This window comes from Kocuria sp. NBRC 114282, from assembly GCF_030268385.1.
Taxonomy (GTDB): Bacteria; Actinomycetota; Actinomycetes; order Actinomycetales; family Micrococcaceae; genus Kocuria; species Kocuria palustris.
In genome coordinates, this window is record NZ_BSQO01000001.1 from 307,293 (window position 1) to 325,768 (window position 18,476).

At 70.1% G+C, this 18,476-nt stretch carries 14 protein-coding genes; 4 read left to right on the forward strand and 10 right to left on the reverse strand.

Annotated elements, in window-relative coordinates; genetic code table 11:
- Window positions 1-12: 12 nt before the first annotated feature.
- Genes QSJ40_RS01410 through QSJ40_RS01420 form a run of 3 tightly spaced genes read right to left on the reverse strand, consistent with a single transcriptional unit; the run spans window position 13 to window position 3,173 of the window.
- Window positions 13-1,134, reverse strand: coding sequence for a DUF8320 family protein (locus tag QSJ40_RS01410; protein WP_251714479.1), 1,122 nt, complete (start codon window positions 1,132-1,134; stop codon window positions 13-15).
- A complete protein-coding gene (locus tag QSJ40_RS01415) occupies window positions 1,115-2,416 on the reverse strand; it encodes a sensor histidine kinase (protein WP_058870792.1) in 1,302 nt (433 codons plus the stop codon). The genes QSJ40_RS01410 and QSJ40_RS01415 overlap by 20 nt, the downstream gene beginning before the upstream one ends.
- A gap of 40 nt (window positions 2,417-2,456) precedes the next feature.
- Window positions 2,457-3,173 carry a LuxR C-terminal-related transcriptional regulator gene (locus QSJ40_RS01420; protein WP_058870791.1) on the reverse strand — a complete coding sequence of 239 codons (717 nt, stop codon included), beginning with the start codon at window positions 3,171-3,173 and terminating at the stop codon, window positions 2,457-2,459.
- Between the two features lie 311 nt (window positions 3,174-3,484).
- Between QSJ40_RS01420 and QSJ40_RS01425 the strand changes: the two genes are divergently transcribed.
- From QSJ40_RS01425 to QSJ40_RS01435, 3 genes are read left to right on the forward strand one after another with little or no spacing between them, the layout of a single operon-like run.
- Window positions 3,485-5,227 (forward strand): long-chain-fatty-acid--CoA ligase, encoded by a 1,743-nt coding sequence (locus QSJ40_RS01425; RefSeq protein ID WP_251714482.1) that lies wholly within the window; start codon window positions 3,485-3,487, stop codon window positions 5,225-5,227.
- A 9-nt stretch (window positions 5,228-5,236) separates the two neighbouring features.
- Complete coding sequence (locus QSJ40_RS01430; RefSeq protein WP_285728390.1) at window positions 5,237-6,166, forward strand: LysR family transcriptional regulator; 930 nt, start codon at window positions 5,237-5,239, stop codon at window positions 6,164-6,166.
- On the forward strand, window positions 6,166-7,266 hold the full coding sequence (locus tag QSJ40_RS01435; RefSeq protein WP_206390696.1) for a mandelate racemase/muconate lactonizing enzyme family protein: 1,101 nt from the start codon (window positions 6,166-6,168) through the stop codon (window positions 7,264-7,266). Before QSJ40_RS01430 ends, QSJ40_RS01435 begins: the two co-directional genes overlap by 1 nt.
- Window positions 7,267-7,317: 51 nt before the next feature.
- Here the strand turns inward: QSJ40_RS01435 and QSJ40_RS01440 are convergent, their stop codons facing one another.
- The 5 genes from QSJ40_RS01440 to benA form a co-directional block, all read right to left on the reverse strand.
- Window positions 7,318-10,191: a helix-turn-helix transcriptional regulator gene (locus tag QSJ40_RS01440; protein WP_285728391.1), complete on the reverse strand. Its 2,874-nt coding sequence runs from the start codon at window positions 10,189-10,191 to the stop codon at window positions 7,318-7,320.
- A 114-nt stretch (window positions 10,192-10,305) separates the two neighbouring features.
- A complete protein-coding gene (locus tag QSJ40_RS01445) occupies window positions 10,306-11,211 on the reverse strand; it encodes a 1,6-dihydroxycyclohexa-2,4-diene-1-carboxylate dehydrogenase (RefSeq protein WP_285728392.1) in 906 nt (301 codons plus the stop codon).
- Window positions 11,211-12,812 carry a benzoate 1,2-dioxygenase electron transfer component BenC gene (gene benC, locus QSJ40_RS01450; RefSeq protein WP_285728393.1) on the reverse strand — a complete coding sequence of 534 codons (1,602 nt, stop codon included), beginning with the start codon at window positions 12,810-12,812 and terminating at the stop codon, window positions 11,211-11,213. Before benC ends, QSJ40_RS01445 begins: the two co-directional genes overlap by 1 nt.
- A gap of 254 nt (window positions 12,813-13,066) precedes the next feature.
- Window positions 13,067-13,582, reverse strand: a complete 516-nt coding sequence (benB, locus tag QSJ40_RS01455) for a benzoate 1,2-dioxygenase small subunit (protein WP_285728394.1) — start codon at window positions 13,580-13,582, stop codon at window positions 13,067-13,069.
- Between the two features lie 47 nt (window positions 13,583-13,629).
- Window positions 13,630-15,021 (reverse strand): benzoate 1,2-dioxygenase large subunit, encoded by a 1,392-nt coding sequence (benA, locus tag QSJ40_RS01460; RefSeq protein ID WP_285728395.1) that lies wholly within the window; start codon window positions 15,019-15,021, stop codon window positions 13,630-13,632.
- Window positions 15,022-15,450: 429 nt separating this feature from the next.
- Here benA and catA point away from each other — a divergent pair, with 429 nt between their 5' ends.
- A complete protein-coding gene (catA, locus tag QSJ40_RS01465; protein ID WP_058870786.1) occupies window positions 15,451-16,320 on the forward strand; it encodes a catechol 1,2-dioxygenase in 870 nt (289 codons plus the stop codon).
- A 346-nt stretch (window positions 16,321-16,666) separates the two neighbouring features.
- On the opposite strand, the gene QSJ40_RS01470 is transcribed toward catA, so the two are convergent.
- Both QSJ40_RS01470 and QSJ40_RS01475 read right to left on the reverse strand, forming a co-directional pair.
- Window positions 16,667-17,263: a hypothetical protein gene (locus QSJ40_RS01470; protein ID WP_058870785.1), complete on the reverse strand. Its 597-nt coding sequence runs from the start codon at window positions 17,261-17,263 to the stop codon at window positions 16,667-16,669.
- A 59-nt stretch (window positions 17,264-17,322) separates the two neighbouring features.
- On the reverse strand, window positions 17,323-18,462 hold the full coding sequence (locus QSJ40_RS01475) for a hypothetical protein (RefSeq protein WP_268144407.1): 1,140 nt from the start codon (window positions 18,460-18,462) through the stop codon (window positions 17,323-17,325).
- Between the last annotated feature and the right edge of the window lie 14 nt (window positions 18,463-18,476).

Below are 18,476 nucleotides of genomic sequence, written 5' to 3' on the forward strand. Positions count from 1 at the left end.
GTGCCCAAGGGCTCAGAACTCGGAGATCTCACCGGTTCCCTGGGCGATCTCCAGGGCGATCGCGTCCTCGTCGTCGTCGCCCGGGTCGTGCACGATCAGCACGGCGGTCTGGTCATCCGCGGGGAACGCGCGGATCGTCACCGAGCCCGCCTGCGCGGCGTCCAGCACCGCGGCGGACTGCCGGCCCACGATCCGCAGCACGCGCTCGGGCAGGACGGAGCCGCGCTCGTCGAGGATGTCCACGGAGACGCCGCGCTCGCGGGCTCGGCGGGCCGCCTCGTGCAGCTCCGGGGTCGAGATCGACCGACCGCGGATGGAATCGCGCAGGTGGGCCTCGAGGACCCGGAAGCGGCGGATCTCCTCGTCGTCCACGGGGCTCGAGTCGTAGGCGATCCGCTCGAGTGCGGGGCCGACGACACGTCGGACCTCGTGCATGCGCCGGATCGAGGCATTGACGGTGTCCTGCTCGGCGTCGTCATCGGTCCGCGCCGATGCCCCCAGCGCCCGGGCCTCGCGGCGGCGATCCAGGAGCCGCTCGATCTCCGTGATGATCAGGAGGGCGATGACCAGGGTGCCTGCGACCGTGGCCATGGGCGCCATGCCCATGAGCATGCCGTGCTCGGAGCGAGCGCCGAAGGTCGCACCGAGGATGGTCGCGATGAACACCGTCCCCCAGGCCCACGCCGTGCGCTGGCGAACGGCCAGGGCGACCGGGAACAGGTGCAGCCCCTGGTACCCCCAGTGCTGCGACAGCAGCGGCAGCCGCTCGGGGTCGGAGTCGTGGGTCAGCGCCAGGCACGAGATCATGGCCACTACGGCTGTGATGACGGGAAGCTCGTCGAGCCGGCGCCGCCCTGGGGCGATCACGAGCAGGACCGCGATCATGTACGGCACGCCGGAGATCAGCTGCAGCTGCGGATGCTGGAGCACCTGCAGCAGCGGCAGCCCCGCGATCAGCGACGGGATCAGGAAGGCCAGCAGCGAGCCGAAGAACAGCACGGAGCTCTGGGCCCGGCCCTCCGCGGTGAGCCGTGCGACCCACTGGCCCACGAGGTCCAGCAGGCGGCTGCGCAGCCCGACGTCGACGTCTGCGCGGTACCTGGCGCTGCGGCGCCTAGTCCGACGGATGGGCATCGCTGGGCCACAGGATCTGGATGCGCGTCCCGCGGTGCGGGGCGGAGGCGACGTCGACCCGGCCCCCCGCGTTCTCGACATTGCCGATGATCGAGACTCGCACGCCGAGGCGCCGGGAGTCCATGGAGCGCATCTGGAACCCCTTGCCGCGGTCGAGGACCTCGAAGGAGAGGTAGAAGCCGAAGGGGTTCAGCGCCGTGGGAGGGCAGGCCCCTCCGTCCATGGTCACGAAAGTGGTGGCCACGCCGGAGTGCCGTGCGCTGTTGGAGACCGCCTCAGTCACCGCGTGGATCAGGGCCTGGGCCGTGTCCGAGGGCATGAAGGCCCGGGTGTGGCCCATGGGCCTGATGTCGGGGACGAGGACGTTGAAGCGCACGCGCGAGCGCCACGGGGTGAGGGCGTCGAGGAGGTCGTCCATCAGCGTGTGCACGTAGGTCGTGGCGGTTCCAGTGGCCCGCTTCTCCTCGAACTCCAGGACGCTCAGGGCACGCATGGCCAGCTCTCGAGTGCGCTTGGAGACGGCGCCCGGGGCCCGTGAGGCGTCCAGCAGCGCCGCCATGACGTTGTCGTGGATCAGCCGGTCCAGGCGCTCCTGCTCATCCGATTGCGTGCGCGAGCGGCGCAGCGCGGTGGCATGGGCGATCGCCGTGCTGTAGTCGGTGTCGGCGTGATCGGCGGCGCGCAGGGTCAGCGAGACCGCGATCGCGAGCAGGATCGCATAGAGGCAGTCGACCCCGGTCTGGATGATCTCCGACTGCAGCGGATAGCCCAGCGGCATCTGCAGGACGTAGATCCCCAGGCACAGCACCGCCCATCCGATCACGGCCAGCGAGGCGATCGCTCCCCAGGTCATCGCGGTGAGCCCCGCCGCGAGGACGAGCAGGAACGACAGCCACGGGGGAGAGATCTCGGAGGCCGGTGCCCAGATCGGGGCCAGCGAGGTGTAGCAGAGCATGATCAGGACGACGGCGGCCGTGGAGGGCCAGGTGACCACACGGCGCCGTGCGCCGAAGTAGAACAGCATGCCCGCGCAGACCTGCAGCCCGGCGAAGAACAGGGTGCTCAGCAGCGCGGGCGCCCCGGTGAGCGTGCTCACCGAGGGCAGCGCGGCCAGGCCGCTGGCGAACATCGCGGCCGCTGCGCACAGCTGCGCCGACCACTGCAGACGGTAGACGTTCGGACCCATGGTGCCGGCCGAGGCCGGCGAGGGCAGCCGCGAGCGCAGGGCCCTGCCGTGATAGCGCTTGAAGTCCTGGGAGGACGGCTCGGCGGCGTGGATCATGGGTGCGCGTCGTCCCCGGTCAGCAGGACGAGCGGGCTGCTCAGCGGCGGATCTCGACGTTGTTCACATCGGCCTCGGGCTCCACCAGTCCGTCCTCGATCGCGCGGATGCGCAGATCGATCTTGGTGGGGGCAGGGCGGCCGATGCGCGCGTACTTCTCGCGGATCCGGTCGATGTTGGTCTTCACGGCGGACTGCTTGATGCCCATGCGGCGGGCCACCTGCACCTGGGCGAAGCCCGAGGCGTACAGGCGCAGCGTCTCCTGCTCGCGCGGCGAGAGGTTGGCGCGGGCGAACTCGATGTCGCCGTCGATCGCGGCCGCCAGCTCCTTGGTGATCACCGGCTTGCCGTCGGCGATGTTGCGGGCCTCCTCGATCGCGTGCTCGAGCGGCTCGGACTTGCGCACCAGCCCGAGGGCGCCGGCGCGCAGGGCCTCGCGGATCAGGGCGGCGTTCTCCCCGATGGAGAAGATCAGCACCTTCATGCCGGCCTCGCGCAGGCGCTCGACGTTCTCCGAGGGGCGCGAGCGGTCCGTGAGCGAGAGGTCCAGCAGCACGACGTCGCACTCGATGCGCTTGGCGCCCGGGGCGGTCAGGGCGGCGTTCTCCGGGTCGCGGCCCAGCTGATCGATCAGGCCGGGCACGGTCGAGGCCGAGCCCACCAGCTTGACGTCCGCCTGGGAGGTCATGGAGACGAGACGGATGCCCTCGCGGACGACCTCGTGGTCATCGACGACGGCGACGAGCGTGGACGGCATGTGACACCTCTGGGAGGTCGGCGGAATCGGACGGCCTGAGGGTCCGTCCGGGTGACGGACTGATGACCTCTCAGGCAGGTGTGGCCCCCGAGACGGAGCGCGCGTCTGCCCCGAACAGGCGCGGTCTCCGGCGTATGGACTAGCGTCAGTGTAGTCCAGCGCGAGGCCGTCGAAGAGGATCCGTGCCCAACTGTCCATGAATATGACTTGAGAATCGCCGAGTCGGTCGCCCGCCCGTCCTGCGGAGGGCCCCGGCTCGATCTCGGGACCGCAGCCGGTGCGCGCACAGTCCGGACGGTATCCTCGATCTCATGCCTGAGCAGACAGATGACCCGGCGGCCACCCCAGGATCCTCGCGGGAGCTCCTCGCGACCCGGCCGTGGACCGCCTCCTACGACGACGGCGTCGCCCATGACATCGACCTGCCCGAGACCTCGCTGATCCATATGCTCGAGCGCTCCGTGGCGGTCAACTCGCAGCGCGTGGCCCTCGAGTTCTTCGGAGCTCGTTGGAAGTACTCCCGCCTGGGCGCCGAGGTCGAGCGCGCCGCAGAGGGGCTGCGCCGGCTCGGAGTGGGCCGCGGCGACAGGGTGGCCCTCGTGCTGCCCAACTGCCCGCAGCACATCGTCGCCTTCTACGCCGTGATGCGACTGGGCGCGATCGCGGTGGAGCACAACCCGCTCTACACCGCCGCCGAGCTGCGCCACCAGTTCGAGGACCACGGCGCCAAGGTCGCGGTGGTCTGGGACAAGACGGTCGAGACCGTTCGCAGCCTCCCCGGCGATGTGGCCGTGGAGAGCATCATCTCCGTCGACATCACCCGGTCCATGCCGCTGCCCATGCGCACAGCCCTTCGCCTGCCCGTGCGCCGCCTCAGGCAGCAGCGCGCGGCGCTCACTACCCCGGCCTCCGGGACCACGGACTGGAAGCAGCTGCTCTCCCACGGGCCCCTGGCTCACGACCACCCCCGCCCGGGCGCGGAGGACCTCGCGATCATCCAGTACACCTCAGGGACCACGGGCCGGCCCAAGGGCGTGATGCTCAGCCATCGCAACCTCGAGTCCAACGCCGTGATGGGCCGCGAGTGGCTGCACACCGGCTCCGACGAGGTCGTCTACGGGGCTCTGCCTCTGTTCCACGTCTTCGGCATGACCCTGGGCATGACCTTCGCCATGTCGCTGGGGGCCACCCTGGTGCTGTTCCCCACGCCGCGCGCGGATCTGATCGTGGGCGCCATGAAGCGCACCCCGGCCACGGTGCTGCCGGCCGTGCCGCCGATCTACCAGAAGGTCATGGAGCTGGCCGATGAGAAGGGCCGCTCCCTGGAGGGCATCACCGTGGGCGTCTCCGGGGCCATGGCGCTGCCGCATCATCTGGTCGAGGAGTGGGAGGCGCACACCGACGGCATGCTGATCGAGGGCTACGGGCTCACCGAGTGCTCTCCGTTGGTGGCCTGCAACCCGCTCAACGACACCCGCCGCACCGGCTCGATCGGCATCCCGTTCCCGTCGACCGACATCCGCACCGTAGATCCCGAGACCCTCGAGGACACCCCCGCGGGAGAGCCCGGCGAGCTGTGGGTGCGCGGCCCGCAGGTCTTCCAGGGCTACTGGAAGCGACCCGCGGAGACCGCCGAGATCCTGCAGGACGGCTGGCTGCGCACCGGCGACATCGTCACGGTGGACGACGACGGCTTCCTGCGCGTGGTCGACCGGCTGAAGGAGCTGATCATCACCGGCGGCTTCAACGTGGCGCCGACCGAGGTCGAGCACGCGCTGACCACGGCCGAGGAGGTCGCGGAGGCCGCCGTCGTGGGGCTGCGGGGCGAGGACGGCTCGGAGGTCGTGGTGGCCGCTGTGGTGACCTCCCCGGACCGCACGTTCGACGAAGCCCGGCTGCGCGAGCACTGCTACGGCAAGGTCACCCGCTACAAGGTGCCCCGACGGATCATCGAGCTCGACGAGCTGCCGCGCACCATGCTCGGCAAGATCCAGCGCCGCGAGGTCCGCCAGCAGCTCGAGCAGCTGGGCGTCGACCTGGCCCGTCGCAGCTAGGCCGCGTCCATGGAACTGCGCCAGCTCACCTACTTCATCGCCGTCGCGGAGGAGCGCCACTTCGGGCGCGCGGCCAAGCGGCTGCACATCGCCCAGCCGCCGCTGTCGCAGCAGATCCGCCAGTTCGAGGAGCAGCTGGGCGCCAAGCTCTTCGACCGCACCACCCGCCGGGTGGACCTCACCGCGGCCGGGGCGCTGATGCTCGAGCGCGGGCGCAGCATCCTCAACGACGTCGAGGCGCTGCAGGCGGACGTCTATCAGGTCGGCCAGGGGGCAACGGGCGTGCTGCACGTGGGCTTCTCCGGAGCCTCGACGTACAGCGTCATGCCCCGGATCGTGCGCGCTGCCGGCACGGCGTACCCCGGGCTGACCCTGGATCTGCACGGCGAGATGCTGACCCCGGCCATGGAGCGCGGGCTGCTCGAGCACACGCTCGACGCCGCGATCCTGCGCCCCCCGGTCTCCAGCCCGGAGATCGACTTCCGCATCATCAACCGCGAGCCGCTCGTGGTCGCGCTGCCCGCGCACAGCCCGCTGGCCTCGGACCGGCCGCTGTCGATGGTCGAGCTGACCGAGCAGCGCTTCGTGACCTACCCGCCGGAGTCCGTGATGTACCGGATGACCGCGGACCTGTGCCGCGAGGCCGGATTCCAGCACCGCGTCTCGCAGATGGCCCAGGAGACCTCCACGATCCTGTCCTTCGTGGCCGCAGGCGGCGGCGTGGCGCTGATGCCCGCCAGCGTGCGCAGCGTCCAGCTGCGCGGCGTGCGCTACCGCGAGCTCGAGGACTCCCCGCACGCGGAGCTGGCGGTCGCCTGGCGGCGCGAGGACCGCTCGGTGCTGCTGTCCAACGTCATCCAGCTGGTCACCGAGCTGGCCGATGAACCAGAATCCGAAGACCAGCCGGGTCCCGACCCCATCGAAAGGCCTATGCCCTGATGCAGATCGCAAAGATCGAGGCGATCCCCTACACGATCCCGTACTCCACCCCTCTGCATTTCGCCTCCGGCGCCGTCCACGAGGCCAATCACGTGCTGGTGCGCATCGAGACCTCGGACGGGGTCGTCGGCTGGGCGGACACCCCGCCGCGGCCGTACACGTACGGGGAGACGCAGAAGTCGATCGTGGCCGTGATCGAGGACATCTTCGCCCCGCAGCTGGAGGGGCTCTCGGTCTTCGACCGGGAGAAGGCCCAGGCTGTCATGGCGCGGACGATCCACAATGAGACCGCCAAGGGCGCGGTGGACATCGCCCTGTGGGACTGCCTCGGCAAGATCCTGGGCCGACCCGTCACCGAGCTGCTCGGCGGATTCTCGGATCACATGCGCGTCTCTCACATGCTCGGCTTCAAGCCCGCGCAGGAGCTGCTCGACCTGGCCCTCGAGTTCCGCGAGACCTACGGCATCGACACGTTCAAGCTCAAGACCGGCCGCCGCCCGCTGTCGCTGGACGTGGAGGCCGCCCGCGTGCTGCGCGAGGGCCTGGGCGAGGACACCGAGATCTACATGGACTCGAACCGCGGCTGGAGCGCCAATGAGGCCGCAGAGGTCCTTCGCCGCACCGCGGATCTCGGGCTGAGCTTCCTGGAGGAGCCGGACGACGCCCGCGAGGTGCTGGGCCGTCGTCGGCTCGTGGAGAAGTCCGCGATCCCGATCGCCGCCGACGAGTCCGCGCCCAACATGGGCGAGGCCGCGCGCGAGATCCTCACCGGGGGAGCGAACCTGCTGTGCGTGAAGACCGCGCGCACCGGGTTCACCGAGTCCGCCAAGATCGTGGGTTTCGCCCAGGCGGCCGGCGTGGACGTCTACGTGGGCAACCAGATCGACACGCAGATCGGCTCGGTCGCCTCCGTCGTGTTCGGCGCGGCGTTCGAGCACACCCACCGCCGGGCGGGCGAGCTGTCCAACTACCTGGACATGGCCGATGACCTCATCGCCAGGCCGCTGACGATCGCCGACGGGAAGATCATGGTCCCCGACGTCCCGGGCGTGGGCACCGAGCCCGATCTGGAGAAGCTGGCCGGGCACCGCGACCGCTGAGCCGCTCGGCCCTGCGAGGGCCGCTGCGGCCCTCGCAGGGCTCCTGCGCCCTCACCCGTCGGTCGAGCCCATGCCCTCCCTGGCGTAGACGGCCGCCAGCTCGCTGCGCGAGCGCACCCCGAACTTGGCGTAGATGCGGGTCAGGTGGAACTGCACCGTCTTCTCCGCGATGAACAGCGCCTGGGCGACCTCCTTGTTGGTCGACCCCCCGGCCACGAACTGGGCGACGGCGTGCTCCTGGGCGGTCAGCTGCACGGCCTCGGAGCCGACGTGCAGGGCGTCGGGGCCCTGCCTGCGCAGATCGGAGAGCCCGTCCGAGCCGGTCTGCTCGGCGGCCGGCACGAGGGCGTTGGCCCCGGCGGCCTTCAGCTCCCGGTCGCATCGGGACACGTAGGTCTGGGCGCCCAGGGAGGCGTAGAGCTCGCGGGCCGAGCGCAGCACGCGCGAGGCCAGCCGCCGCTTGCCGGCCCGCCGCATGCTCTGCCCGTAGGCGAAGCGCACCCGGGCCTCGAGATAGGGACGGCGCCTCGAGCGCAGCGCGTCCAGCGCCCGGTCGAAGAGCTCCTGGGAGGCTTCGACCTCTCCGCGCGCGGCCAGCAGCCGCCCCTCCGCCCATGCCATGCGGGCGGTCTCGGACGGGAACGGCGTGGGTGAGGCGACGGCCTTGAGCTCGTCCAGGAACTCCTGGGCCTCGTCCAGCTGATCCGACATGACCAGTGAGTTCACCAGGGTGTCCTGCCAGGACCAGAAGGGCTCGCGCCGGTCGGTGACCGGATCCGCCCTGCGCAGCGGACGCAGGGCCTCCAGCGCGGACTCGTAGTTGGCCCTGGCCTCGTGGTAGCGCGCTCGGGCCAGGGCTGCCGGGACCGTCATGCTGCGGTAGCCGTCGGTCGGCACGGTCGTCAGGGACAGGAAGTGCTCGGCTCGGTCCCAGTCCCCGCGCATGGCATTGAGCTCGGCGGCGGTCCAGTACAGCAGGGGCCGCATCAGGCGCATGCCCGAGGACTCGAGGCGCACGGAGGCGTGGGCGATCGTGGCCGCCGCCGCATCCCAGTCGCCCAGGATCAGCTGGCAGCGCGCCAGCCAGGACTCGGCCCACAGGGAGATCCGCAGCGACCCGCCGCGGTACTCGGTGGGCACTGCCTCCTCGAAGCGCAGGCGGGCGGTCTCGACGTCGTCGGTGCGCAGGGCCAGCCAGGCGTAGCCCATGAGCAGTCGCTGCTCCTGGGCATTGCCCACGGTCGTGTCCAGATCATCGATGTACGGCCGCTCGGCCTCGTCCAGGCGCCGCGAGGCGAACAGTCCCAGGCCGTACATGGCCCGGGCCTCGACGCTGACGTGATGCGGCGCCTCGGCCAGCTCGGCGGTGCGCTCGCCCCAGGCGACGATGCCCTCGCCGTCCCAGTCGGCCAGGGCGTGCAGCGTGTGCCGCAGGGCGATGCGCGCTCCGGCGCTGGGATCCAGGTCCTCGCGCACCGTGCGCCAGGCCATGGCCAGCTGGGCCGCCGCCGTCGAGCGCCGTCCCGTGACGACCGCCAGGTAGCCCAGCACGGAAGCGCGCAGGGGAGACGGCGGCATGGACTCGACCACGCCGACCAGGCTCGAGGCCTTGGTGATGTCGCCGGCTCCGATCAGGGCGTCGACCCCGCGCAGCAGCCGCAGGTCGCCGTCGCGGCGGTCCAGCGAGAGCCGAGAGGCCGAGAGCATGGCTGAGGCGACCTCCGACCAGCAGCCGTCGGCCGCCTGGCGTTGGGCATAGGCGACCAGCTGCAGGGCCAGCAGCTCCTGAGGACCGGGAGAGGCCGCGACCAGGTGGCCCAGCCGCGCGCCCTCATCGGCCACGAGCTCCGCGGCAGCCCGGTGCAGGGTGAAGCGGCGGGTGGGGGCGATCTGCTGGTAGACGGCAGCGGTCGCGCTGGGCTCCACGAAGTGCACCGCGGAGGGCTGCCGGTCCATGCTCAGGCGAAGCAGCCCGGCGGCGTGGCCCTCGTCGACGACGGGCAGGAAGTGGGACAGCCGCGCGAGAGCGGCCACCTGCTGCAGAGGCGCGTCCTGCCCCAGCACGGAGACGGCTTCGGCCATGCGCAGCAGCTCGGGAGAGGCTCGACGCAGCTGGGAGGCCACCCGGGCGCGCGTGCGCCGCGACGGAGGCAGCTTCGGCAGCCAGCCGTGCCATTGCTCCGAGGGGACCTCCCGGAGCAGCTCGATCACGGACTGCGGGTGGCCCTCGGTATGGCGCAGCAGCTCGTGGACCGTCGTCATGCTCAGCTCGGCGCCCACGATCTCGCGGCCCAGGGCGGCGACGGCCTCGGCCTCGAGCGGAGGCAGGTGCAGCACCTCGGTGGGATAGCCGGTCAGATGGTCGATGATCCCGGTCGGCAGCCCGTCGGCCTGGTCCAGGTCGACGGCGAAGAGGAAGAGCACCCGGCAGCTGTGCAGCCGCCGCGCGGCGAAGATCAGGATGCGCAGCGAGTCCTCGTCGAGCCACTGCAGGTCGTCGATCACGACGATCACCGGCCCGCGGTGCTGCTGGGCCTCCAGGTGGGTCTGCAGGGTCTGGGCGTAGTTCAGCGCCTGGTCGGGGGTGAGCCGCTCGACCACCTGCGAGGGCGGCTGCGGGCCGCCGTCGAACCCGGAGGGACTGCGCAGAGGGGCGCTGCCCATCAGCTGGGTGTAACCGGCCAACGGGAGCGCGGACTCCCAATCGCTGCCGCTGGCGGAGAGGACCGTGCGATTGCGGGACGCTGTCGGGGCGAGCAGCTCGCGCAGCAGCCTGGTCTTGCCGATGCCCACCGGCCCGGAGATCACTGCGGTGCGGGGATGACCGCGGCGCACCTCCTGGTAGAGCCGCAGGAGGTGCTCGAGCTGCGCATCGCGCCCGACGAGCGCGACATCGCCGGAGCTTCCGGTGGGTGCGTGGGGCATGGGCAGATCATAGCGATCACGTCTGCCCGGACATCCGGGCCCCCACCGGTCCGACGACGAGGGGCCGGCCGGCCCCGAGGGAGTCGACCGGCCCCGGGGGCTGCGTCCGGGGGCTCAGCCCTGGTCGCCGCCTCCCACCGGCAGCACGGAGCCGGTGATGTAGGAGGCCTCGTCGGAGGCCAGGAACACGATCGGCGCGGTCTGCTCCTCCAGGGTGCCGTAGCGCTTCATGAACGAGGAGTCGACGGTCTGGTCCACGATCGTGCGGTACCAGGCCTCCTCCTGCTCGGTCTCCGGGCCGGGCCCGCGCTGCACGGCCCGCGGCGGGGCGAGCGTTCCGCCCGGAGCCGTGGCCACGACGCGCACACCGCGTTCGGCGACCTCGAAGGCCAGCGCCTTGGTCAGGGCGTTGACGCCGCCCTTGGCCGCGGCGTACGGGACGCGGTTCAGACCGCCCGTGGCCACCGAGGACACGTTGACGATGGTCCCCGAGCCGGCCTCGAGCATGGGCCTGAGCACGGCGTGGCACGCGTACATGGTGGGGAACAGCGAGCGTCGGATCTCCTTGTCGATCTTCTCGACGTCGTACTCCTCGTACGGCCGGGCCCAGATGGTCCCGCCGACGTTGTTGATGAGCACGTCGATCCGGCCGTGGGCTTCGAGCGCGGCGGAGACGAACTGCTCCGCTCCCGAGGCCTGCTCCAGATCCACTCCCGTCACCGCGGTGGCCCGCCCGGCGCCGGAGCCGGCCTCCGCGCGCTCGTCGATGCCCGCGGCGACCTCCTCGGCGATCTCGGAGCGGTCCACGAGCACGACGGTGCCGCCTTCGGCGGCCACGCGCTCGGCCACCGCGCGGCCGATGCCCTGAGCCGCTCCGGTCACCACGACCACGCGGTCCGCGAAGCGGCCCGAGCTCAGGTGCGTGCGCTGCCCGGCCTCGGCCTCGACGGTCGGCATCCCGGAGACATCGGTGCCCGTGGCTCCGGGAGCGCCCGGGCCCTTGCCGTCCGCGGAGGCCATCAGCAATCCGCCCCGGCGGCCGTCTCCGGCTTCTCGTCGGCGGAGGTCTCGTGGGCGTCCACTGCCGTGTCCATGGTCTGCTTGGCCTGGACGGTGTGAGACTGGATCAGCTCGAGCGTCTTCTCGAGCTCACCGGCCCGCATGAGCTCCACGAGATCGTGGTGCTCCTGCGTGACGGTCTCGAAGATCACGCCGCCGTTCTCCAGGGCCTCGCGCATGTGGGAGGGGGTGTCCAGCCCCTGGTACGCCGCGAGCAGCGCGGGGTTGTCGGCGACCGTGAAGGGGTACTCGTGGAAGTCGTAGTTCGCGGCCACGAAGGCCTCGTAGTCCACGAGCTTGCAGTCCTCGACGGTGCCGTCGCACTTGTCCGCCAGGCGGCCCCAGTTGTCGAGCTGCTCCTCGGTGAGCTTGCCGATCAGCAGGCGGGCGGCGGCGGTCTCCAGCCCGGCGCGGGCATCGAGGTGCGCGGCGGTGTCCACCTTGCCGAACTTCAGGACGCCGGTCTCCATGGACGAGACCGCCTGCTCGGCGGAGGTGGACGAGTCGACCTCGTCGGGGGAGACCGGAGCGCCGGTCTCGTCGTCGCCGCCGGTCGTGCCCTTGGGGGCGAAGCGCTCGAAGTAGAAGTTGGCCGGGTTGACCTGCTTCTCGTCGAGCCAGGAGGACACGGCGTTGACCATGGGGGGCGGGCCGCACAGGTAGATGTCGACGTCGCCCTCGTTGAGGTGCTCCGGCTCGGTGATCTGAGTGACGTAGCCCGTGTGCGGGGCGGAGGTCCCCTCCTCGGAGGCGATGTAGTCCCAGGTGAAGTCGGAGAGCCGGTCCTCGTAGGCCTTGAGCAGGTCCAGGCCCACGATGTCCGCCTCGCGGGTCACGCCGTAGATCAGGTGCACCGGCTGATCGGTGCCGGATTCTGCGAGCTTCTCGAGGATCGACAGCAGCGGGGCCAGGCCGGTGCCGCCGGCCAGCAGCAGCAGCCGGCGCTTGGGCTCGCGGAGGAAGAACGAGCCGAAGGGGCCGGAGAACTCGATCTCATCGCCCTCCTGCGCGCGGTCGCGCAGGTACTCGGACATGGCGCCCTTCTCCGAGATGCGGACCATGAAGGTGGTCTCGTCGGTGTCCGGGCCGCTGGACATCGAGTACGAGCGGACCTCGTCGGTGCCGGGGACCTTGATGTTCACGTACTGGCCCGGCAGGAAGGAGAGCTCGTCCCGGTCGGGGATGTCGATGCCGAAGGAGATCGTGGAGTCCGAGTGGCGCTCGATCATGTCGACCTTGCCGTTGAACGTCACGGCGGAGGTCTTGGCGACCTCGGAGGTCGACGGGATGTTGATCGACATGTCCGACTCGGGGGTCGACTGGCAGGTGAGCAGGTAGCCCTTCTCCAGCTCGTCCTCGGTCATGGCGTCGTCGATGAAGTCGCCGGGATCGAACTCGCCGGACTCGCAGAACGACTTGCAGGTGCCGCAGGCCCCGTCGCGGCAGTCCGACGGGATGTTGATGCGCGCCTTGAACGCGGCATCCATGATCGTCTCCATGTCACCGACCTTGATGACCTTGGTGACGCCGTCCTCGAAATTCAGTGCGACCTGGTTGGGCATGGTCTTCTCCTCGTCCTCTGCGGCGCTGCGGCCGGCGCAGGAAAGCTCGTGGTCCGACGGCCGCGCGGGCGGGCTGCTCGCGCGGGGGTCGGGATTCGGGAAGGCCCGGGATGGCCCCGGGCGGGGGTGCGGGGCGCCGGGCAGACGGCGACTCGCGCGGGTTCGACAGGCGACACCCGAAAGCCCGCCGCCGTGCTCTGCGTCGGTCCGTGACGGAGGCAGATCACGGTCGGCGGGCCGGAGGGCGCCTGCGATCAGATCATGTAGACGTCGATCACCTGGTGGATGTAGTCGTTCTTGAGCACGACCTTCTTCTTGGTGATCTGGGGCTTGTCGCCGGCGAGGTCGATGTCGACCTCCGCGTGGCCCCAGTAGTACATGTCGTTGTTGTAGCGGAAGTAGCCGGTCAGCCAGTTGTACCGGACGTGGACGGTGTCGCCGTCGCGGCCCAGGACCTCGATGTCCGAGAGGTTGTGGTTGTGCCGCGGCTCCGGCAGCGACGTGGCCGACGAGCGGTCCGTCTTGATGCGGAAGACGCGGTCCTCGAGGCCGCCGCGGTTGGCGTAGTAGACCAGCGAGATCTCGGTCTGCGGATCCGTGGTCAGCTCGTGATCGTCGTCCCACGACGGCATCCAGTACTCGGCGTCCGGGTGGTAGCACTCGATCCAGGCGTCGAAGTCGCGGTCGTCGAGCAGGCGGGCCTCGCGGTGGAGGAAAGCGCGGACGGTCTCGAGGACCTGGATGTCCTCGATGCTCATGAGCTCAGCCATGTGGTGTCTCCTTCAGGTCTGGGGAATCGGTCTGCGAGGGGCGTGCGTCAGCTCGAGGCGGCCGCGGACTCCGCAGCCTCTGCCTCGGCGGCCTCCTCGGCCTGCAGGCCCGACTCCATGACCTCGTGCCAGTAGCCGTGCTGGATGGGGTAGAGGCCCTCGTCCTCGGTCTTGACGCCCGAGGCGAGCACGTTGTCCATGCCCAGCGCCTTGGCCTGCTCGTCCGGGCCCTGGATCTCGTGCTCCATGCCGCGGGTCATGTCGTTCCACTGCGCGCCCTTGGCCCAGTAGGTCTTGTTGCAGGAGCGGAACTCCTCGAGATCGTCCGGGGTGGCCATGCCAGAGGCGTTGAAGAAGTCCTCGTACTGGCGGATGCGGTTGGCGCGGTTCTCCTTGGACTCGCCGACCGGGGCGATGCAGTAGATCGTCACCTCGGTCTTGTCCGCGGACAGCGGGCGGAAGACGCGGATCTGCGAGGAGAACTGATCCATGATGTAGACGTTCGGGTAGAGGCACAGGTTGCGCGAGATGTTGACCATGAAGTTGGCCATCTCCTCGCCGTGCTTCTCCACGAGCTCCTCGCGGCGGTCCCACAGCGGGCGGTCCTTCGGGTTGCCCCACTCCTGCCACAGCAGCAGGTGGCCGTGCTCGAAGGAGTAGAAGCCGCCCTTCTGCTTGCCCCACTTGCCGGCGTCCATGGCCTTGGTGGTGTTGGTGGAGTCGCCCGAGGAGCGGCGCGAGGTGGTCGCGGCGTAGTTCCAGTGCACCGAGGTCACGTGGTAGCCGTCGGCGCCGTTCTCCGCCTGGACCTTCCAGTTGCCGTCGTAGGTGTAGGTGGAGGCGCCGCGCAGGACCTCGAGGCCGTCCGGGGACTGGTTGACGATCGAGTCGATGACCTTGGTGGCATCGCCCAGGTGCTCCTCGAGGGGCTTGACGTCCGGGTTCAGCGAGCCGAACAGGAAGCCGCGGTAGGACTCGAAGCGCGCGACCTTGGTGAGGTTGTGCGAGCCCTCCTTGTTGAAGCCCTCCGGGTAGGCGCCGTTGCGGCCGTCCTTGACCTTGAGCAGCTCGCCGCTGTTGCGGAACGTCCAGCCGTGGAACGGGCAGGTGAACGTGGTGCGGTTGTCCGTCTTGCGTCGGCACAGCATGGCCCCGCGGTGCGCGCAGGCGTTGACGATGCAGTGCAGCTGCTCATCCTTGTCCCGGGTGATCACGACGGGGGTGCGGCCGATGTTGGTCGTGTAGTAGTCGCCGACGTTCGGGATCTGCGACTCGTGGGCCAGGTAGATCCAGTTCCCCTCGAAGATGTACTTCATCTCGAGCTCGAAGACCTCCTCGTCGGTGAAGATCTCGCGCTTGGCGCGGATCACGCCGTTCTCGCGGTCGTCGATGACGGCGTTGTCGATGACGTCGTGCAGATGGCTCAGGTTCTCAGTCATGTCTCCTCCTGGAGTGTCGACCGGACCGTCCGGGATGTGCCCTGGGACGGGTGCGCGGCTCGCGCTTCCCACGATGCGTTCTTCGGGAATGCGGCGTGCCTCGATGATGAACCAAGTCTGGGGTTCGGTGACGGCGCTCACATCAGGGGAATGCCTAGTGGGGGGCAAGGGGTTCGAATATGTTGGTTCAAGAAGAGAAGCGACACGATTGATATTTGTGATATGAGCAATGAGTGACTTAGTCTTGGCTGTATCGCACATCACATGTGCGGCCGGATCCCTCGTCCCGGCAGGATGTCCGCAGGCCCTCCGGGCCCGCGGACTGGGGTGCCGCGGCTGACAGCCGACGGCGGGGACGGCTCCGCATCGACGCGGCGCAGCCATGGGCGGCGTGCTCGCGTCGGCAATCCGAACTATGTGGAGGTCGACATGACTGAAACCCGCAAGGAGCACGAGGGCACAGCCGTCGAGGCCGGCTCGCTCGCCACCCAGCGCTTCGCCGAGTCCGGCAAGCTCTCCGGCCTGGACGTCCCGGTCGAGCGCGTCGACGCGATCGCCTCGGACCTGGTCAACGCCCTGAACGAGATCGCCGTGAAGCACAGCGCCACGTACGAGGAGTTCAACGCGTTCAAGTCCTGGCTCATCAAGGTCGGCTCGGACGGCGAGTGGCCGCTGTTCCTCGACGTGTGGCTCGAGCACACCATCGAGGACATCAACTCCCAGGACCGTCCGGGCGTCGTCGGCACGATCGAGGGCCCGTACTACGTTCCGAACGCCCCGCAGATGCAGACCCCGGCCACGCTGGAGATGCGCGAGGACGAGGAGGGCACCCCCATCGTCTTCCAGGGCGACTTCACCGACACCGCGGGCAACCCGATCAAGGATGCGACAATCGAGATCTGGCATGCCGATGCCCAGGGCTTCTACTCGCAGTACGCCCCGGAGCTGCCCAAGTGGCTGTTCCGCGGCACTGTGGCCGCCGATGAGAACGGCCACTTCGAGATCCACACCAAGCGCCCGGCGCCGTACCAGATCCCCACCGACGGCGCCTGCGGCCAGCTGATCGCAGCCGCCGGCTGGCACGCCTGGCGCCCGGCCCACATCCACATCAAGGTCCACGCTCCGGGCTACCAGCTGGTCACCCAGCAGCTCTACTTCCCGGGCGACGTCCACAACGAGGATGACATCGCCGGCGCCGTGAAGCCCGAGCTGATGCTGGATCCGCAGGACAACCCGGACGCCCCCGGCGAGATGGCGACCTACAACTACGTCCTGGCCCGCGAGGGCGAGACCAAGTGATCAGCCTCCGCTGACCCCGCGACGCCGGCCAGGGGCGAGGTCCCGCTGGCCGGCTTCGCATCGCACGAGCCCTCGGGAGGCACCGATCCAGGTGCGACCGGGGGCTTCTGCGCCTCCGCCCGACGGGCGGAGAAATATGAATTGTCGATGTCTTGTCAGTGGGCTGAGGTGTCCCCTATATTGGGGGATGTCGCGCGTATCGGCCCGAGGACGTCCCCCGTATGTGTTCTCGGATGATTCCCGCGCGCGATGGTGCGTCCCGTTCCCCCGATGCGGACGCCAGAACGGGCCCTGCTGATCCCCCAAGCGGCAGGGCCCGTTCGCACACCCGGGGGCAGGATGCTCTTCAGCGTCGCTGGCCGCGGATCCAGGACGAGTCGTAGCCGGCGTCGGGACGTCGGCGCGGGCGGTCCTCGAAGCGCTCGGGGTACTCCTCGGCCCAGTCCACGCGGCGCAGCGGGGCGTCGTCGTCATCGTGGATGGTGAGGCGGGAGGCCGCCACGAGTCCGAAGCTCAGTCCGGCGAAGGTGACCAGGGTGGCAGCGCTGACCAGCCAGACGATCGTCCAGGGGGAGCCGGACTCCGGGGCGGTGCCGTCGGCCCAGAAGGCTGCGCCCAGGAAGACGAGGGCCAGGGCCAGCACCGCGGAGGGCAGCAGCCATAGCGCGCGGCCGCGGCGGTGCTCGCGAGCGGGCAGGCGCAGCCCTGCAGGCACGCCCATGCCCACGGCCAGGAATCCCGCAGCACCCATCACCGCAGGCAGCAGGCCCAGGGCTCCCAGGAGGCTCCGGCCCGTGGTGGACAGCGAAGCGCACAGCAGCAGGCCCAGGCTGATCATGGCCAGGGAGATCCCGCGCACGGCCCGGCGTCGCGCGCGGACGGTGCGCTCGTCCGTCGACGGCGCGTGCACGGAGTCCTCGGCCGGATCGGGGCGCTCGGTCACGGGATCACCTCCTGGTGGTTCTGATCCGCCCGCGGATCTGCGGCGGATCTGACCCGTCTTCAGGATACGACCGGAGCCTCGCGGGTCCCGGTGAGATCCATTCGGTAGAAGGTGGTGCCGTGCAGCGGGGCCCCGCCCACCCGCTCGAACTGGCGCGACGAGCCGCGGTTCTCCTCCACGATGAAGGTCACCAGCAGCCGGCGATACCCCTTCTCGCGCAGGCGGGACATGACCTCCTGGCTGAGCATCGACAGCAGGCCCTGGCCCTCGTGCTCCGCGCGCGTGCCCTGGACCAGCAGCAGGGCCTCGCGGCGGTAGCGCCGGTTGCGCACCAGCAGCTTGGCCTGGTCCCACAGGCGCATCCGGCCGCGCGCCTCGCGCACCGCGGGCGAGATGTTCGGGATGCAGATGAAGTGCGAGGCGATCCGCCCGGTGGCCCGATCGCGCAGCAGTCCCACGATCTCCAGATCCAGCATGATCGACAGGTCCTTGACCGAGGCGGCGAACTGCTGCTCGTCCATGGGTGTGAAGTAGTGCTGGCGGCCCATGGCCTCGTTCACGGCCGCGGCGATCTCTGGCAGGATGCCGTCCACGTCGCGGCGGCGCAGCTGCACGAGCTCCACGCCGCGGGCGTCGAGCTCGGCCGCCTCGGGGCGGCGCAGCTGCGCGCGGGTCAGGTCCACGCTCCAGGTCGCGCCCTCGGTCCAGCGCTCGAAGCCCAGGGCCTCGAAGCTGTCCGGGACGCGGCTCGGGTTCCAGGGCTGGTCCATGAACGTCGGCTGGGAGAAGCCGCTGGTGATCACGCCGCAGCGCTCCTGCCCGTCCAGGGCCACCGGGCCGAGCAGCTGCTGCTTGCCCATGGACCGCCCGCGCTCGGCGGCCCAGGCGGTCAGCGTCTCGAGGCAGGCGTGATCTGCGAACTCGGTGGCCCCGAAGAACAGGGTCGGCGTGCCCAGACGCTGCTCGAAGGCGTCGTGGGTGTGCACGGTCGAGCGAGCCCGCGCGGCCCCTTCCTGGTCGCGGACCAGGACCAGGTCGATGCGCCCCGGGTGATCCGCGGAGCCGTGGAACCAGCTGCGGATCGTCTCCTCCATGATCGGCATGTGCAGGTGGGCCGGGTGCAGCTCCCAGGGCAGGTCGATGAACTCCTGCAGCTGCGCCTCCGTCCGCACGATGTCGACGCGAAGTCTCTGGCTCACGGGGTGCTCTCCCT

Coding starts and splice junctions, on each gene's coding strand:
- QSJ40_RS01410 (WP_251714479.1), bottom strand. CDS start 1,134: ATGCCCATCCGTCGGACTAGGCGCCGCAGCGCCAGGTACCGCGCAGAC.
- QSJ40_RS01415 (WP_058870792.1), bottom strand. CDS start 2,416: ATGATCCACGCCGCCGAGCCGTCCTCCCAGGACTTCAAGCGCTATCAC.
- QSJ40_RS01420 (WP_058870791.1), bottom strand. CDS start 3,173: ATGCCGTCCACGCTCGTCGCCGTCGTCGATGACCACGAGGTCGTCCGC.
- QSJ40_RS01425 (WP_251714482.1), top strand. CDS start 3,485: ATGCCTGAGCAGACAGATGACCCGGCGGCCACCCCAGGATCCTCGCGG.
- QSJ40_RS01430 (WP_285728390.1), top strand. CDS start 5,237: ATGGAACTGCGCCAGCTCACCTACTTCATCGCCGTCGCGGAGGAGCGC.
- QSJ40_RS01435 (WP_206390696.1), top strand. CDS start 6,166: ATGCAGATCGCAAAGATCGAGGCGATCCCCTACACGATCCCGTACTCC.
- QSJ40_RS01440 (WP_285728391.1), bottom strand. CDS start 10,191: ATGCCCCACGCACCCACCGGAAGCTCCGGCGATGTCGCGCTCGTCGGG.
- QSJ40_RS01445 (WP_285728392.1), bottom strand. CDS start 11,211: ATGGCCTCCGCGGACGGCAAGGGCCCGGGCGCTCCCGGAGCCACGGGC.
- benC (WP_285728393.1), bottom strand. CDS start 12,812: ATGCCCAACCAGGTCGCACTGAATTTCGAGGACGGCGTCACCAAGGTC.
- benB (WP_285728394.1), bottom strand. CDS start 13,582: ATGGCTGAGCTCATGAGCATCGAGGACATCCAGGTCCTCGAGACCGTC.
- benA (WP_285728395.1), bottom strand. CDS start 15,021: ATGACTGAGAACCTGAGCCATCTGCACGACGTCATCGACAACGCCGTC.
- catA (WP_058870786.1), top strand. CDS start 15,451: ATGACTGAAACCCGCAAGGAGCACGAGGGCACAGCCGTCGAGGCCGGC.